A 17,243-nucleotide genomic window follows, 5' to 3' on the forward strand; every position below is an offset into this window, starting at 1 on the left:
AAAAATGAAAAAAAACGCATTTTTTTTAATTTATTTACTAAATAACCCTAAAAAGAGTAGGGATTGCTGATTTTTTGTAATTTGGGAGCTTATTTTTTGTCTAGTCTGATGAGTTTGGGTGTGATATAAATTTAGCAAATAACAGCAAAAGGACATTATTTGTGCACTTTGAACAATTATTAAAACAAGCTGCCCAAGCGAGTCAGGAAACTGACCCGTTAACCAATACCATGCAGTTTCCTGCTAACTGGTGCCAAGGTCGTACTGCTTTTGGTGGCCTCTCTGCTGCGTTACTTTATCAAGCAATGCGCAATAAAGTTGATTCATCAAGAAGATTGCTTTCTTTAAGTACAAACTTTGTAGGGCCATTATTGGCTGAAAAACCGTTTTCATTATCGGTAGAAATATTACGTGAAGGTAAAAGCAGTACCCAAGTGCTCGCCAAGGCTATTCAAGATGATGCGGTGTGTGTCATCGTGCAGGCTTGTTTTGCAAAAAATCGTAACTCATCAATTAATGTGCCGGTATCAAAGTCGTTAACCTTACACCCTGTAAACGAAGGCCATTGTTTAGGCTTTGTCCCTGGGAAAATGCCAGAGTTTTTTCAGCATGTTGATTTATGCCCACAGCAAGGCGCCATGCCGTTTAGTAGTGCGCAAACCTCTCACCTTGGTGGTTGGATGCGATTTAAACACAAGCCTGAAGAAATTACAGAAGCTCATGTTATTGCTCTTACTGACGCATGGCCGCCAACATTACTACAAATGTTTAAGCAACCAGCACCGGCTAGTAGCATGTCGTGGTATTTAGAGTTTGTACAAGCGCCTAATTTAGTGCCAGGTGAATGGTTGGGTTTTGAAGCAATCACTCATCATTCAAAAGATGGCTACGGCTTAGAAGATGGCTGTATTTGGTCACAATCGGGGGAGCTTATTGCACTCACCCGTCAAACTGTTGCCTTATTTGATTAATTAAAGAGCAGTGAAGTCGCGCTAAGTATATTGCTTATCTAAGTTAAGCATGATGATGCGATATTCACCACTTTGAATTATGTTGGCCAAGCCTTTATCAAACTGCAGTCTCAGCAAATCATTGTTAAAATACGCAGGCCTTGCCACAGATGGAAAAATAGCATGAATAACAAAATCTTTAGTGGCATTGGCTTTTTGATATTCCTTTAAATAGTGAAGAAATATAAGTCTATCGAGAATAATCGTATCAACCCACCCTGCCATTAAATGGTGTATCTGCGCTTGTTGATTGAATACTTCTTCATAGCCTCTCAAGTTCTCTAAGTTTTGACCAAATTCTTTAGGTAAATAAGCAGGCGCATTTTGAAATGCTAAAACACTTTTAGTCGCCAGATCGTAAATAGCATTAATAGTGAAGTTACTCTTTTTAAGACTCACTACCACATTCTCATAACTAACAACCGATTGGCTTCGATATATGCCAGCAATTAAAATACCCGAGTAATTCAATGCAATATCAACATGGCCTTGGTTCAATAAAGCATCTGCACGCTGATTTGACATGTAATGTACATCAACCTAATTTATGTCTTGATTATTAAGTGCTGTCTTTACAATCTCGAGCTGAATACCTGAATCATTTTCACTTATTACATAAGGCGCAACAGTCGGGTTAGCCGCAATAATGACTTGGTGCTGCTTAATACCATAAACAAATGCAAAACTATCGCCACATAAACACACTAAGGCCAATAAAAATACAATTTTCACTCTTTCACCTAATCCGTTTTTATTTTCAGTTATTGGGGTTACTTTTCTTTAGTAATTTAGCCGCAGCGTTTGTATTTAACTCTTATTTATAGCAATATTTAAATTATTGAATTAATTACAAGCTAACATTTTGCAAACTGCCTGCCCAAGCTGTGATCTTATCATTGATATTCCCGAGATTAATGCCAAACAAGTGGCATTGTGCCCACGCTGTAGCCATAAGATCCGCGGTATTAACATAAACCATGACACTGAAATAGTCGCACTGAGTTTAAGCGCATTATTAATGTTGCTCAGCAGTATGTTTTATCCGTTTATCTCTTTTAGTAGTAATGGCATTACCCAAACTATTACCCTGCCCGACGCAGCACGGATTTTATTTAACTATGATAGTGACCTACTTGGCTTATTTATCGATATCAGCATTATTATTTTACCTATGAGTTTGCTGATTATTTTGATCCCTTTGCATTTAGGCGCACTCAAAGCACTGCCGCAAGCAGTTGCAAGAAAGCTATTAAAATTCACTTTAACGCTGGAGCCTTGGATCATGTCAGAAATATTTTTGATTGGTGTTTTAGTTAGCATGGTAAAAATAATGTCATTGGCTGAGGTTAGCTTTGGTATCAGCTTTTTTGCCTATGTGGGATTTGTTATTTTTTATATTAGTGCATTAACGCGTTTAAATCGTGCTAGGCTGTGGTCACAAGTAAGCCCTGTCACTACACTTCAAAATACTTCAAACACTGAGCGGGCTATTGATGAGAATATAAAAGCCTGCCATGTTTGCCATCAACTGAGCGTTGAATCAATCTGTCCTCGTTGCCACAGTAAAACGTATTTAAGAAACCCCTACAGCGTACAAAAAGCGGCTGCATGGTTAGTTACTTCTCTGATTTGTTATATTCCTGCGAATTTGCTCCCTATTATGTACACTATTAGCCTAGGGGATGAAACACCTGCAACCCTTATTTCGGGTGTTATTACGTTATGGAATAGCGGCTCATACCCTATTGCTATTATTATATTTTTTGCCAGTGTGGTGGTACCGTTAGCCAAAGCACTTATTTTGAGCTTTTTGTGCTTTATGGTTACAAAACCTGCCAACCTGCATACAAAAGGTTACACAAAAGTGTATCAACTTACTGAATTTATAGGTAAATGGTCTATGATTGATGTGTTTGTTGTGGCTATATTAGTTGCACTAGTGCAGCTAGGAAACTTAATGTCGGTTACACCCGGTTTGGGCATCGTCTTTTTTACCGTTATGGTATTATGCCAAATGATGGCGGCACACGCATTTGACCCTCGCCTACTGTGGGACTCACCAAAAATAATAACGCAGAGAATAAAGCATGATTAAAACAGCTAACGTAGCACAAAAACCAAGTATTTCTGCAATTTGGATCATTCCTGTGGTTGCCTTATTTGTTGGTGTTTGGATGCTTTATCAGTATCAATTAAATAAAGGGCAAACAATCTACATCACTATGCCCCAAGCCGAGGGGATTATTGCTGGTAAAACAGAAATTAAAGTGCGAAGTGTCAAAATAGGTCAAATTGATCACGTCCGCCTTTCTGATAGCCAAGACAGTGTAATAGCCCGAGCACAAATAGATAAAAACTATGATAATTTACTCACCGAAGATGCCAGTATTTGGGTAGTAAAACCACGCATTGATGAAACTGGGATCAGTGGTATGAGCACCCTACTTTCAGGGGTTTATTTAGAGTTTTCACCGGGAGAAAGTAGCCAACTTAAAAAACGCTTTACCCTGCAAGAAGAGCCCGCATTAATTGGTAAAGATGTTCAAGGTGGGCGCTTTAAGTTACTCAGTTACAATGCTGAAGTACTTGATGTGAGTACTGGCATATTTTTTAAAAACTACAAAATAGGCCAAATAGAAACCGCCACCTTTGATTGGAAAAACCAAGCAATGCAATACGGTATTTTTATTAAAGCCCCCTATGAGAACCTGATCACCTTAAACTCTATTTTTTGGGTTAACTCAGGTATTGAAATAGATCTCTCTGCTGATGGCATAAATATTAACACCGGTTCACTAAGCAAATTATTAAAAGGCGGTATTTCTGTTGGCTTACCTGATCAGCAAGCCCCTGGCGATTTAGCACAAGATGGTCATAGCTTTTCTTTGAGTCAAAGTTATAAGCAAGCTTTAGAAGAGCGTTTTTATGATTTTGATTATTACCTTATTGAATTCGAACAATCGATTAGAGGACTCCGTGTTGGTGCGCCAGTTGAGTATAGAGGTACACGCGTCGGCACAGTGGTTGAAGCGCCCACCAATGTAATTATAGATGGGAAACCGGCTCATTTTCGCGCCAAAAATACCGCAGTTCCAGTATTGATAAAAGTAGAATATGGTCGTTTATACCATATCACCTCGGTAGCAAAAGAGTATTGGAAAACAAGCGTTAACGAGTGGATTAAAAATGGCATGAGAGCGTCACTTAAACCGGGTAATTTGCTAACCGGTGCAGTTTACGTCGATTTTGACTTTTATACCGACACCCCAAAAAGCGAGCTTAAAAAACTTGCTCAATACGATGTGTTTCCTAGTGTATCGAGCGGTATAACGGTACTTGCCGATCAAGTATCGGATGTACTTAATAAAGTGAATAACTTAAAAATTGAAGACAGTTTAGCCAAAATGCAAACTACGTTCAGCGAGTATCAAGCTCTGGCCAGTGAGATGCGCACATTATTAAATAAGCCCGATACACAAAATTTACCTGGCGACTTTAATCGTAATCTCGAAAAAATAACCAAAAGTATGGAACAATTTGAAATAACCATGCGCCAGTTTGACAAAACCATGGCAAGCTATCAAGCAGGCTCTCAAATGCACTACCAACTTGAGCAAACACTGCTACAAATTAAGCGTTTAACAGAAGAGTTTCAGCCTCTTACTCGTGGCTTGAACGAGCAACCTAATATGCTCATTTTTGACAAATCACTACCTAACGATCCACAACCGAGGAAGCAATAATGAAAGCACTATTTTTACTTTTAACGGGTGTGATCTTTATCAGTGGTTGCAGCTCTGCTATTCAAACAACAATTCAGTATTACCAATTTGAGCAGCCCATTAATGACTCTTCGCGAAATGTGCAAGATACACAGGCACAACTGCGCGTGCAAACAGTTACCCTAAGAGGCGCATTGAATAATCGGGGTATTGCTATGAAAGTAGATAGTAATCAAATCCATGCTGCTAATTATCATCTATGGGGTGAGTCGCCAGATATTATGCTCAGTGCCAGCGCGCAGCAAACATTATTTAATACCATGACAAACTGGATGGTTATTAAAGGCTTACCCGTTATTACCGACCAACAGCAACAAACATTTTACGAATTAGAATACGAACTACACCACTTTAACGGTGATCTGCAAGGTAATGCAGATATTTCAGGTCTATGGCGTTTATACTACACTCACCCAGAATCGGGTAGGCGTTTACTAAGCATCCATAATTTCTCATCTGTTATGCCAATCGATGCTGATGGCTATGATTCATTGGTGGCTACTCTTGAAAAAATGTGGCAACAAATCAACATCCTTGCGGCAAAAGAAGTTGAAAAAGCGCGAATTTAATTTCGCTCTGTATCAAGTAAATATACATCTACCGCAATGTTAGTGCTTTCTATTATAACTTGACCTTGGGTTTTAAAACCGAGCTTTTGTAATACATTTTTTGATGCGCGGTTATCACAGCGGGCGATCGCCGTAACCTGTTTAATCCCCAAGTTTTGTCTATGGTTTAGCAAGGTATTTGCCGCTTCAAAAATATAGCCCTTTTTTTCAAAACCGTCTTTTAGCGCATACCCTAAGTCGAAATATTGCAGAACAGCTCGCTGATAAAACCCAACAATACCAACTAGTGTTTCATCATGTAATGCGATTATATAAGGCCCAAAGCCATGCTGCTTATTGGCAGATATAAAACTGTCTTTGATGTATTTTTTAGCGTCGTCTAAGGTATAAATACCTTTATCACCAATGTATTTAGTGAAATTAGCCTGATTAACCAACTTAAGTAACTCCGCCGCATCTGCTATTTGTGAAAAGCGTATGTGTAAGCGCTCTGTTGTAAAAGCAATATTCAAAATAACTCCTGATAATATTTTTCACGACCCGATATTTTTTTATTGACTGAAATAAAAAAGAAGATTATTTTTGCGCCGATGTTTTTAAAGGCACAACAATAGCGGCATGCATTCCTTGCGCCGGCTGGCGCCAAAGCCAACGCGTTTCACTAAAACTATTAATTTAACATAATTTTTTAAGTGCCCTTCACGCGTGCAAAAGCAGTGACTTGGAAGATGATTTAACAACGAACTTATCATCTTCTTTGTTTTTGTATAAGCAGTTTACTTTTTAAATCTGCTTTTAATTTTGTGATCTTATAAATGCTTGAACCTTCTGCGTTAACTCTACTGCCGCCTGCGGTAGTGGTTGTATTGGCTGTTGTTTTACGCCGCCCTATTTTATCGTTGCTGATTGGTGCATTAGTTGGCTTTATTTTAGCTGACCCTAGCAAAGTTCTCTCAAATTTTGCCAGCACATCACTCAAAGTAATGACAGATGAAACCATTGGTTGGTTAATACTTGTGTGTGGCGGCTTTGGTGCGCTTATTGCCTTATTAGTGCGTACTGGAGGGGCTTCTGCGTTTGGTAGTTTGGCTTTAAAGTACACCCGAGGTAAACGATCCTCCTTATTTATGACCTTTTGTTTGGGTGTCGTGATATTTATTGACGATTATTTAAACGCGCTTACCGTGGGTGAAACCATGAAGCGGATCACCGACAAATTTAAAGTGAGTCGTGAAATGCTCGCTTACGTTGTTGATTCAACGGCAGCGCCTATTTGTGTACTCGTCCCTTTGTCAACGTGGGCTGTATTTTTTGGTGGCCTGTTAGTGGATAACGGCATCGCAGAAGAAGGCAAAGGCATTGCCGTTTATATTCAAGCCATTCCGTACATGTTTTATGCCTGGTTTGCGGTGTTGACTGTGGTGCTGGTTATTGCCGGCGTGATCCCTACTTTTGGCCCAATGAAAAAAGCCGAGCAACAGGCGCTAAGTCACGCTCCTATTTTAGAACCTGCGATTTATACTCAAGTACAAACCGCCGATGAATATGCAGTAAAAGCAGCGGAAGAACACTTTGAAGATGCGGATCCTAAAGGTAAGTTATATAACTTTTTGTTGCCGATTATTTTATTAGTTGCATTTACCGTATATTTTGAAATAGATGTGTACAAAGGTCTATTAGCGACAATGGCTGTCACTTTGCCATTTTATGCGTTACAAAAATTAATGAGCTTCAGCGAAATGATTGAGCGCATGCTTGATGGCTTTAAAAGTATGATCCCCGCAATTGGAACCGTGATTGCCGCCTTTATTTTTAAAGATGTATGCGACTTAATTGGCTTGCCACAATTTGTGATTGGCAGCTTAAGCCCGTATATGACCGCTGGCTATTTACCTGCGGTGGTATTTATTGCGATGTCGATATTAGCGTTTGCGACGGGTTCAAGTTGGGGGATTTTTGCGGTTTCAATTCCTATTGTCATGCCCCTTGCGACGGCGGTTGATGCAAATATTCCATTGGTGATTGGCGCATTGCTTTCAGCGTCTTCATTTGGTAGCCAAGCCTGTTTTTACTCTGATTCAACCGTACTAGCAGCACAAGGCTCTGGCTGTAATTTGATCACTCATGCTATAACGCAATTACCTTATACCTTAATTGCTGCAGGCTTTGCCATCATTGGCTTTTTACTTATGGCCTAACATGGCAATGGTAGCCATTTTACTAAAACCATAATTAACGCCGTTAAAACAAAACCCAGTCAACAATGGCTGGGTTTTGTTTGGTTTTTGAGTAATTTCAACTTACTTTTGCAATTTTATATCGCTGTAGTAAGCATCTAAACTTGTCACTTTAGTTTGGTTTGGCAAATCAGCAAACTCGCTATCACTAAACTTACTGCCACGTAATTGCACATTTAAGCGTGCTGCTTGTGGATTTAACATGGTTTGCTGGTAGTAGTCTTTAATATCAGCAAGGGTGACTTTTTCTACTTCTGCAATTAACTTTTGTTTTGAATCAAAATCAAAGTTCTCACGGTACCAATCGTTAATCAATGGACTCATTTCGTCGCTTAAATTCTTTGGCTGTTCTTTTAACGAAACCAAAGTTGCATTTTTAAGCTGTGCAAATGTTTCTTCACTCATAGCATTAAGCTCAGAAGCGTACTCTTTTTTGAACTTATCAAAGCGTACTTGAATTTCTTTTGGCCCTTTAACCGGTGTTTGAATAAACAAACCAATACCAGAGTAATCCTCAATAGGACGCGCTAACGCCCCTACCGCATAAGCTAGTTGTTCTTCGGTACGCATTTTGTCAAACGCGATTGTTCTAAAGTGTCCTTGTAAAACCGCCGCCTGCGCTTTTTGTTTGTAACCTGGCGTTGGGTGAATGGTCATATCGACAACGGCTACATCGGCTACATCAATATCTTTGTGTAATACGCGCGCTTCACCTTGTTGCGGTAACCACGCTTTACTGCGAGCAAACTCAGATTTTGTATGATTATTTGGTAAGATAGCCGTTAATTCAGCAGCAATGGCATCAATATCTTTTTGATCATAGTTACCAAAGCTAAATACACGTAAGTTATTATTCGCTAAGGTGCTTTGTTTTAATGCTTGTAAATCAGCGAGTGTCAGTGATTGAGCTGCCTTAATAAGCGCGTCAGTATCAAAACTACCGGTTCTAGTCAGTTTTGAATATTCACTAAACGCTTGTGCATACGGGAACTGTTTTTGCTGATTGAGTAAATCACGTTGATAACGGTCAATCGCTTGATTAAATGCTTGCGCTGAAATTTCATCGTCAAATCCAGCTAACGCTTGTTTAAGTAAAGTATCTTGTTTATCGGTAAAACCACTTAATGATAAAACTAAGCCATTGCTTGAGCTTAAATTAACATTCATACCGGCAATAGCCGCTTCGGTTCGTAGCTGACTTAATTGGGTGTTATATAAATCTGCCCACACAGAATAAAGGACGGTTGAGTTAATATCACGCAACCCTGTTTGTGTGTTTATATACACCTCAACTAAACCTTTAGGCTGCTCTGCAAACTGCTGGCTTGCTTGGCGCCAGATTTTTACACCGTTTTTATCATAGCTAAGCTCAGGGTGTTTTTGCTCTTTAAAAGCCTGCGTTTTAATTGCAAAACTCTCTGGCAGTAAATTGTTAACACTTGGTAAGGCTAAATTAAATTCACTTGGTTTTTCCCAGCTGGCAATTTCTGCGTCGCTAATATCGTTAATTTTATATTTGCCATCGTAAAAATGCAGCTCAGAATCTGTATCTTCCTGTTGAGAAATATACCAAATGCGCAGTGTATTGGCATTAAGTTGCTTAAGTACATTGTTCACCGCATCAGCGTCAAACTTAGCATAGTAGTACGGTGCGTTTATCGCATGATTTAACGGATAATCTTGCATGCTTTGAGTCAGCGCACTGACGTAGCTAAACTCATCGCCCTTTTCTAAAAATTTAAACTGATTATTTAAAGAAGTGCGAATTTCATTAAAGTACTTACTATTAACGCCCTCACGCTTAATCAAGTCAATATATTGCATGATTGTCGCGACAATTGATTCGCGGTTTTTCATGCCTTCATCAGTCAGCTCTATGTTCACATTTAAAGAGCCATAGTTACCATATTGATTTGGTGAAGCAGACGCGGATAACTGCGATACCCAGCCTTTATCACGTAATATTTGTGCTGGGCTACCTAGCATTTCATTGCTAAGTAAATAGGCAACAAAACGATTAGGTTTTACTGCAAATTCAGTTTGATTATTAGTAATTGTGAAATCGAGTTGTAATTGTTTAACGTCTTCGTTTGGCGAGTAAAAAACACGTTTACCACCGGCATTATCAAAATCTAGCTTGGCTGATACTTTTGGCTTTTCAATATTTTTATTTTTAATATCAGCGAAGTATTTTTCTGCTTTTTTCTGCATTTCTTCAAGCGGTAAATTAGAAATTAACGCCACTTTCATAATATTTGATGAATAATATTTATTATAAAAATCAACAGTTTCTTTGTGTAATGAACTATCAGCTTTATCGCCTAACGTTTCAAGGTTACCAATTAAGAATCGATTAGCTGGGTGTTCACCCATCATTTTACGTGCAAGTTTAAATTGGCCAAAAAAGTCCATTTCACGACGCATTGACCACTCAGCATTCACTGCGTTTTTTTCTTTTTCTGTGTATTCTGGGTAAAGCTTAGGGGCTTTAAAAAAGTCTGAAAAGCGGTCTAAGCCTTCATCAAACGCATCGTTATTAATTTTAAACATGTAGTTTGTAATATCGAGCCACGTATAGGCATTATGCGCCCCGCCGTTTTTAGTCATAAAATCGGAGTACCCTTTAGTGTCAGGGTAGCGCTCAGTGCCTAAAAACAACATATGTTCTAAATAATGCGCCATTCCTTGTTGGCTCATTGGGTCGTGCAGCAGGCCGACACCGACACTCAATGAAGCAGCTGATTTTTCTGCGCTTGGATCAGAAACTAAAATCACTTCAATATCATTGGCAAGTGTTAGTGTTTTGTATTCACGATTATCGTTAGGGCTTACAACAAGCGTTGGTGATAAAAGTGATGTTTGTGATGATTGAGAAAGAGTGGCGGTATTCGAACAACCGCTTAATATTGCCAGTGCAATTGCACTTAAGCCGATGATGTGTTTCATTTTAGTTATATCCATTGCTGTTAAATATGGGCTTAGTGTTATAAAAAGACTAAATCACTTATAAACTACCATTATCTATTAATACTATGCTACTAATTAGCACTTAATTGTGTAACACATTGTGAATAGTTAATATAAATAATAAGGTAAGTTATGGAAAAGATAATAATAATGGCCATGTTTGTTCAGGTAACACTTTCATTAGTTGTGATGGTAATAATGGGAAAACGACGTTTTGCGGCGGCTAAAAACAAACACATACAGCTAAGTGACTTTGCTGCTATGCGCCTTGATAATGCGGGCGATCATGTCAGAGTCGCTGATCGTAATTTTAGTAATCAATTTGAAATACCTGTGCTTTTTTATGCGGGATGTTTGCTTGCTTTACAGCTTAATATGGCGAGTGTCCCTATTGCAGTATTGGCGTGTATATTTGTAGCGACACGCATTATTCATAGCCTCATTCACCTTGGTAGTAATCATTTAAGAGCCCGTTTTAGAGTATTTTTGCTAGGCTGCTTAGCTGTGTTTGTAATGTGGGTAATGCTACTGGTGAGCGTACTTTACAACTAAAAAAACGGCGGCTATGATAAGTCGCCGTTATTTTTACGGCTTATTTAGTGCGTTTTAACCTAGGTGCTACAAGCAATAGTGCGCCTAATAACCATGCCATACTGCCACTAGAGTCTGAACTTTGTGGTGGTGTCACTTCTACGTTATCAATTAATGTATTCTCTTTAGGTGTTAAATTTTGTGCTGAATTAGGATCGTCATCAAGCACAACCACCGTTTGTATTGATACTAAGTTTTGATTACTAATAACCACATTTTCATCTGAACATTGCTCTTTAGTAATACCAACCAATGGTACCTTTGCACAATGAACTAAGGCCGCTATTTTATCTAAAGTTTCTTGGCTTTGTGCTGTTATTTGTCCGAAAACGGTAAACCCACCATTTTGTAAATCTAAGTTTTGGCTGTTATCACTCATATTAAAAAACCATTGGCTAGTGGCGCTGTTTTCATTGCCGCCCTGCTTTGCCATGGCAATTGTGCCTTTTACATTTGAGTAAACAGGTTCGTTAATAACCGCTGGCTTGGTTGTAATGGGATCCATTTCATCAGAAAAAGTAAAACCTCCTCCTTGAATGACAAACTTATCAACAGAGCGGTGTATTACTGTTTGATTATACGCTGCATCATTAACATAACTTAGGAAGTTTGCTACTGTTTTAGGTGTTTGTTGATCAAACAAGTTAATTTCTATCGTTCCTTGGCTCGTTTGCATTTCGACTATGGTTGCTGCGCTTGAAAAGCTCGCTACAGTTAAAATTGACGCTAAGATAAGCTTCTTCATTATTATTCCTATTTTTTATTGTCATTAGGCGTCATAGAATAGTGTGATTCATTTTATAAATCGATACGTAAGCACTTAACGCTACAATTCATATCAAAGTAATTACACTGCAGTTACAACTGTTTACATTTTAATTTTAAACACGTTATGGTGAGTTAATTGTCTGAGAGCCTTGCAATACATCAAGGTGACTCTTTTTTAATTAACTTTAAGCCTAGCAAGGTACTTAAAAAGCCCCTTATTAATCACTCTTTTTTTGTTATTATCAGCCTACACAGTGATAGGAGTAAATATAATGGCAAACAACACGACTATTTGTGACTTTGGGCTACACCAAGGTGAACCATACACCCAACTTCCCGTCAGCTTTTTGAAATGGATGATTGATGTAAATCATCAAAAATCTCAATACGCATATGATGAGCTCGCACGCAGAAAACGGGTTGTAGAGCAGCAACGTGAAGCCTCATTGGCTGAAAAAACATGAAGAAGTGCGTTTTTTTAAACTCGAACTAGTTTAAACTAGCCGCCTACTATACTGAGTTTTGTTAATCGATAGGTATTTTATGCGTACTCTTGTTTTTCTCATTTTATTTCTTGGTTTATATGGCTGTGCCAGTGACTCTGTCAATAAACCTGCAGTACACTACTTAACTGTTCTTCATACCAATGATAATCATGGTCGTTTTTGGCATAATGAAAAAGGCGAATATGGTATGGCTGCGCGTAAAACCCTAATCGATCAGCTAAGAGCCGATGCAAAAGCACAAGGGCATCAGGTGTTATTATTATCAGGTGGTGATATTAATACTGGTATCCCTGAATCAGACCTGCAATTTGCTGAGCCTGATTTTAGAGGCATGTCGAAAATTGGCTATGACGCAATGGCACTAGGTAATCATGAGTTTGATAATCCATTAAGTGTATTAAGACAGCAACAGCAATGGGCTAACTTCCCTCTTTTATCGGCTAATATCTTTGATAAACAAACTAACGAAACTATTTTTGAACGTTATAAAATATTCAACAAAGGCGGCTTAACCATTGCCGTAATTGGGTTAACAACGACAGACACCGCTAAAATTGGTAACCCGCAATACATTGGTCACTTAGATTTTAAAGATCCGGTTGAGATAACCGCCTCACTTACCCAAACATTAAAAGCAAAATACAATCCCGATATTACTATTGCGGTAACGCACATGGGGCATTATGTAGATGCCAATTATGGGATCAATGCCCCAGGTGATGTTACGCTTGCTCGTTCTTTAGATAGAAACGCCCTTGATATGATCATTGGTGGCCATTCCCAAGAGCCAGTGTGTATGGCTGCAGAAAATGTCACAGATGAGAATTTTAAGCCAGGTTTAGCCTGTAAACCTGATCAGCAAAATGGAACTTGGATAATGCAAGCCCATGAATGGGGCAAGTATGTGGGAAAAGCGGAGTTTAAATTAGAAAGCGGCCAATTATCACTGCTTAGTTATCAATTATTACCGGTTAATTTATACGTAGATAAAAAGCAAAAAGATGGGAGCGTAAAATCCGTTCTTGCTGCAAATTACATTAAACCAGATCCAGAACTGCAAACCTTTTTAGCGACGTACCAACAAAAAGGGGCAAAGCAAATTGAAGGTAAAATTGGCTTTGTGAATGACAGACTCGAGGGTGATCGTAACAAAGTACGCTTTGAACAAACTAACCTTGCTCGGGTAATTATTCAAGCGCAAATGAATACCGTAGGTGCCGATTTTGGCATTATCAGTGGTGGCGGTGTTCGCGATAGCATCAATGCGGGTGACGTGAGTTATAAAGACATACTCAAAGTACAGCCTTTTAAAAACCGTGTCGCCTATATCGATTTCAAAGGCAATGATATTTTAACCTATTTAAATGTCGTGACGCGTTTCCCACCAGACTCTGGAGCCTACATGCAATACCACAACCTAGCCTTTGAACTTAGAGAGGATCAAGTAACTAACGTGTTCATCGCCGGCAAGCCGCTTGATATAAACAAAACATACCGCATGAGTATTAATGAATATAATGCTTCTGGTGGCGATAGTTACCCTAAAATTACTCACATGAAAGGATTCGTAAGCACCGATGAAACGGACGCTCAGGCATTAAAACGATTTTTTGCAGAGCACAGCCCTGTTGATGCACATGAGTTTGCACCTAAATAGTAATCTGTATTGAACAACGATGAGTGTCATTGATATAGTAATGACACTCATCGTTGAGATTTATGTGCTATCCAGGCCAATTTAAGCTCTCTTAATCAGAGTTATGGTTAAGTAGCAAACCACGATTACTTTCCTATTATTTCTATATTTCCTTGACCCACATTTGCTAACCCATAACTGTGCATTCGTGAGCGTGAGCCCTCTCCAAATGCTTTCGGTGGGTAGTATAATCCCTTTTGTTCAGGGCAATCATTTAACACGTCATCCAGTGCGGCACGAATTTCACTTAATGTTTTCTCTAGACTGTTATTAAAGTTTGGACGCTTTCTTACTGTATGACCAAGCTCAACTAAACGATAGAAATACTTATTGGCAAGCTCTATCAATTCCTCGGGTACATTCTTGTTATGATTAAGCTTGATCTCTGAATTGTTAGTGCAATATTCAACAAGCGCTAAATAAAAACATAGAGGTTTGTTTGCCAAAGCCACTTGGTGATCCAAAGAAACGCTACTCGATAAGGTTTTACTTTTTAAGTCAATGATCAGGGTTAATGGTTTTGACTCTGTAGTATTTGATTCTGCGTGAATAACCTGCTTATCATCATTTTTGTTGATATAAGCTAATTTTATTAAGTATGTTAGTAATATGCTAAGAATAAAAAGCATCCCATAAATAGCCACCACATCATGCTTAAAATACGGCTGCCTCAAAGACAAAACAATAAACACCACACCATTATTACTATTTAACTCTCGAATAAACTCTGTGGAAGTTTTTAAAGAAGCATCAAATTCATGTTGTGGCGTTATAGCTACAACCTCAATACCGGTTCTATCAATAAAGGTGTTTAAGATTTGAATATAATTAAGTAAAGCTGCTTTATTACCTGAGTGTTTAAGCAGCTCATTTGATAAATCTAACAAAGGTAAGTCTAAAGCGATTCGTTTTTCTATTTGTATTATTTGTAATTTATTTACTTGCTGTTGTTTTTGCATTGTCGAAACATAAAAAACAGACGAGAAAACCAAGAATAAAAAAATTGTGCATATTATCCATATTAACCTATTCATTACTACTCCCCTAAAAAGGTAACGGGGTAACTATTGCACTGCCAATATGGCTCAACATCTTGATAATATTGAAACGATTGTTCTTTAGACATACTCAATAAGTGAGACTGTACAGCACAGAGTAAATCAGTATTGTTGTGCTGCATTTTTAAGTACCAACGGGTGCCTGCCACATTACTACTAATAGGCGTAATATAATTTTTTGAAAAACGCTGACTGTCACTTTCTCTCCAAAAAGAGGCAATAAGGTCTACTTCCCCGTTCGCCAATAATTCTCTCAACTCATTGTGTGAACTCGCATAGGTTATTTTTAGATGAGCAATGTTTAGGCCTAGCTCTTTAAAGGCTTGTTTGGGTAAAATGTGCCCTGAGCGACTCGTTGGATAATCTAACAGACCGATTTTTTTATCTAAAAAATATTGTTTGCTGATCTTTGGTTTTTCTTTTGAAGAGATAAAAAACGCAGTGTAATCAGAAAAGCCAACCACAGGCTGATAGTTGTAAGTAGATTCAGCCTTAAACGCATCCATAATATTATTTTTCGCTAAAATTAAATCTGCAATACCTTTACCTACAAACTCTAAGCTATCAACGGTTCTATACCCCCAATAGCCAATGACAGAGCCATACTGTTTTGCCACTACTTTGTCACCACAGAGATTTTGAGTAAGTAATTGAGCAACGTATTTTGAGGGGGTAAATACTATAAGTTGACTCTTATTAGCTGTTGCCGTTGTTTGACATGTCGTTGATGTCTCAATTATTACTGGAAACGTTATATCTTCCTCGCCCACAATAACTTGACCTGAAAACCAACTTAGCAACACGCCCAGAAACATAAATGTAACAATCGCTGTTTTATGCAACATTAACTTCTTAATATTCAAAAAACACCCGTTTAAATTAGAGTAATAACTCATTTGAACAATTTTAATTACTTATTTCAACAGGTAATTTTACTCATTAAACACAACCCATTGAATATAAATAATTTTAAATAAGAAAGTATGAATTTTATTGAGTCCTTTCTATCAACTAAAAAAATGAGGACAATTGACCTTACTAGCGTTTACCAAATAAATGTCACACTAACTAGGATGCTTCAATGTACAAAAATGTAAAATATTCGCTTTCTTTAACACTTTTAATTAGTGCAATATTTGCAAGCACAGATTGTAATGCTTGGGGCCAAAACGGGCATCGTGTAGTGGGTAAAATTGCAGAGTCGCACATAAGCGAAACTACTAAGACTGCACTTATCCCCTATCTCAATGGCGAATCTTTAGCTCAGATTTCAACATGGCCTGACGAAATGCGATCTGCACCAGGTGACTTTTGGCAAAAAAAATCATCTCGTTGGCATTACATTAATGCTGATGACAACGCGACCTTTAGTTTTGACCACGACCACACTAAACACAAAGAATCAGTAACAAACATATTAGAAGGCATTCACTACTCTATCCGCGTGTTGAAAGATGATAAATCAAGCCTCGCGGCCAAACAGTTTAGCTTGCGTTTTTTGGTGCATTTAGTGGGTGACAGCCATCAACCATTTCATGCAGGAAGAGCAGAAGATAGAGGCGGCAATCGCGTTAAGGTTTCTTTTTTTAATCAACAGACCAACCTACATAGCTTATGGGACACCAAACTAGTTGAAAACGAAAACTTATCTTTTACTGAGTACGCTCAGTTTATAAATACCAACAACAGCGAGCTAATTAGTGAATATTTACAAAGTACACCAACAAGCTGGCTTGAAGAGTCGCACAACTTAGCCCTAAAAGTATATGAATCAACAGAAGAACAGATTAGTTACGACTATATCTACAACAACACCCCTATTGTGAAAACACGCTTGCAACAAGCGGGAATTCGCTTGGCTGGATTGTTAAATACATTATTTGATCCTGCTAACACGCAATCAAAAATGGCCTTAACGCAGCAAACACAAAATTAAATTTAGTTTCTAACTTAAATCATCTACATGGGAAATCAACATTATGACTAAGCTTCGCCTTTCGAAATTAACTGGGGCTGTAATTCTAGCTCTAGGAGTTTCAATCGGGTAGCCGGAGGTCTC

Annotated in this window: 16 protein-coding genes; 9 read left to right on the forward strand and 7 right to left on the reverse strand. The window is 38.3% G+C overall.

Going from position 1 to position 17,243, the window contains the following annotated elements:
* Nucleotides 1-161: 161 nt before the first annotated feature.
* A complete protein-coding gene (locus CWC14_RS03070; RefSeq protein ID WP_036983906.1) occupies nucleotides 162-971 on the forward strand; it encodes an acyl-CoA thioesterase in 810 nt (269 codons plus the stop codon).
* A gap of 21 nt (nucleotides 972-992) precedes the next feature.
* Here the strand turns inward: CWC14_RS03070 and CWC14_RS03075 are convergent, their stop codons facing one another.
* Both CWC14_RS03075 and CWC14_RS03080 read right to left on the reverse strand, forming a co-directional pair.
* Nucleotides 993-1,535 (reverse strand): type 2 periplasmic-binding domain-containing protein, encoded by a 543-nt coding sequence (locus CWC14_RS03075; RefSeq protein ID WP_138561212.1) that lies wholly within the window; start codon nucleotides 1,533-1,535, stop codon nucleotides 993-995.
* 15 nt (nucleotides 1,536-1,550) lie between these two features.
* Nucleotides 1,551-1,742, reverse strand: a complete 192-nt coding sequence (locus CWC14_RS03080) for a hypothetical protein (protein WP_138561213.1) — start codon at nucleotides 1,740-1,742, stop codon at nucleotides 1,551-1,553.
* A gap of 130 nt (nucleotides 1,743-1,872) precedes the next feature.
* Between CWC14_RS03080 and CWC14_RS03085 the strand changes: the two genes are divergently transcribed.
* Genes CWC14_RS03085 through CWC14_RS03095 form a run of 3 tightly spaced genes read left to right on the forward strand, consistent with a single transcriptional unit; the run spans nucleotide 1,873 to nucleotide 5,361 of the window.
* Complete coding sequence (locus tag CWC14_RS03085) at nucleotides 1,873-3,105, forward strand: paraquat-inducible protein A (protein WP_036983904.1); 1,233 nt, start codon at nucleotides 1,873-1,875, stop codon at nucleotides 3,103-3,105.
* Nucleotides 3,098-4,753, forward strand: a complete 1,656-nt coding sequence (gene pqiB, locus CWC14_RS03090) for an intermembrane transport protein PqiB (protein ID WP_036983903.1) — start codon at nucleotides 3,098-3,100, stop codon at nucleotides 4,751-4,753. The genes CWC14_RS03085 and pqiB overlap by 8 nt, the downstream gene beginning before the upstream one ends.
* A complete protein-coding gene (locus CWC14_RS03095) occupies nucleotides 4,753-5,361 on the forward strand; it encodes a PqiC family protein (protein ID WP_138561215.1) in 609 nt (202 codons plus the stop codon). Before pqiB ends, CWC14_RS03095 begins: the two co-directional genes overlap by 1 nt.
* Here CWC14_RS03095 and CWC14_RS03100 read toward each other — a convergent pair.
* Nucleotides 5,358-5,873 (reverse strand): GNAT family N-acetyltransferase, encoded by a 516-nt coding sequence (locus tag CWC14_RS03100; protein WP_138561217.1) that lies wholly within the window; start codon nucleotides 5,871-5,873, stop codon nucleotides 5,358-5,360. The two genes, CWC14_RS03095 and CWC14_RS03100, sit on opposite strands and share 4 nt — an antisense overlap.
* A gap of 303 nt (nucleotides 5,874-6,176) precedes the next feature.
* Here CWC14_RS03100 and CWC14_RS03105 point away from each other — a divergent pair, with 303 nt between their 5' ends.
* Nucleotides 6,177-7,559 (forward strand): Na+/H+ antiporter NhaC family protein, encoded by a 1,383-nt coding sequence (locus CWC14_RS03105; protein ID WP_138561219.1) that lies wholly within the window; start codon nucleotides 6,177-6,179, stop codon nucleotides 7,557-7,559.
* Between the two features lie 102 nt (nucleotides 7,560-7,661).
* Here CWC14_RS03105 and CWC14_RS03110 read toward each other — a convergent pair whose 3' ends face one another.
* Nucleotides 7,662-10,544, reverse strand: a complete 2,883-nt coding sequence (locus tag CWC14_RS03110) for an insulinase family protein (protein ID WP_138561221.1) — start codon at nucleotides 10,542-10,544, stop codon at nucleotides 7,662-7,664.
* A gap of 153 nt (nucleotides 10,545-10,697) precedes the next feature.
* On the opposite strand from CWC14_RS03110, the gene CWC14_RS03115 reads away from it, so the two are divergent.
* Nucleotides 10,698-11,117, forward strand: a complete 420-nt coding sequence (locus CWC14_RS03115; protein WP_138561223.1) for an MAPEG family protein — start codon at nucleotides 10,698-10,700, stop codon at nucleotides 11,115-11,117.
* 40 nt (nucleotides 11,118-11,157) lie between these two features.
* Here CWC14_RS03115 and CWC14_RS03120 read toward each other — a convergent pair whose 3' ends face one another.
* Complete coding sequence (locus tag CWC14_RS03120) at nucleotides 11,158-11,901, reverse strand: peptidylprolyl isomerase (RefSeq protein WP_138561225.1); 744 nt, start codon at nucleotides 11,899-11,901, stop codon at nucleotides 11,158-11,160.
* A 295-nt stretch (nucleotides 11,902-12,196) separates the two neighbouring features.
* On the opposite strand from CWC14_RS03120, the gene CWC14_RS03125 reads away from it, so the two are divergent.
* Together CWC14_RS03125 and ushA are read left to right on the forward strand one after the other, a co-directional pair.
* Nucleotides 12,197-12,388, forward strand: coding sequence for a hypothetical protein (locus tag CWC14_RS03125; RefSeq protein ID WP_138561227.1), 192 nt, complete (start codon nucleotides 12,197-12,199; stop codon nucleotides 12,386-12,388).
* Between the two features lie 79 nt (nucleotides 12,389-12,467).
* Entirely contained in the window at nucleotides 12,468-14,087 is a 1,620-nt protein-coding gene (gene ushA / locus CWC14_RS03130) for a bifunctional UDP-sugar hydrolase/5'-nucleotidase UshA (protein WP_138561229.1), read from the forward strand.
* Nucleotides 14,088-14,212: 125 nt separating this feature from the next.
* On the opposite strand, the gene CWC14_RS03135 is transcribed toward ushA, so the two are convergent.
* Both CWC14_RS03135 and CWC14_RS03140 read right to left on the reverse strand, forming a co-directional pair.
* Nucleotides 14,213-15,160: a hypothetical protein gene (locus CWC14_RS03135; RefSeq protein WP_138561231.1), complete on the reverse strand. Its 948-nt coding sequence runs from the start codon at nucleotides 15,158-15,160 to the stop codon at nucleotides 14,213-14,215.
* A gap of 2 nt (nucleotides 15,161-15,162) precedes the next feature.
* On the reverse strand, nucleotides 15,163-16,029 hold the full coding sequence (locus tag CWC14_RS03140) for a type 2 periplasmic-binding domain-containing protein (RefSeq protein WP_138561233.1): 867 nt from the start codon (nucleotides 16,027-16,029) through the stop codon (nucleotides 15,163-15,165).
* A gap of 236 nt (nucleotides 16,030-16,265) precedes the next feature.
* Here CWC14_RS03140 and CWC14_RS03145 point away from each other — a divergent pair, with 236 nt between their 5' ends.
* Complete coding sequence (locus tag CWC14_RS03145) at nucleotides 16,266-17,120, forward strand: S1/P1 nuclease (protein ID WP_138561235.1); 855 nt, start codon at nucleotides 16,266-16,268, stop codon at nucleotides 17,118-17,120.
* Nucleotides 17,121-17,243 lie beyond the last annotated feature (123 nt).

This window comes from Pseudoalteromonas sp. S3260, from assembly GCF_005886925.1.
Taxonomy (GTDB): Bacteria; Pseudomonadota; Gammaproteobacteria; order Enterobacterales; family Alteromonadaceae; genus Pseudoalteromonas; species Pseudoalteromonas tetraodonis.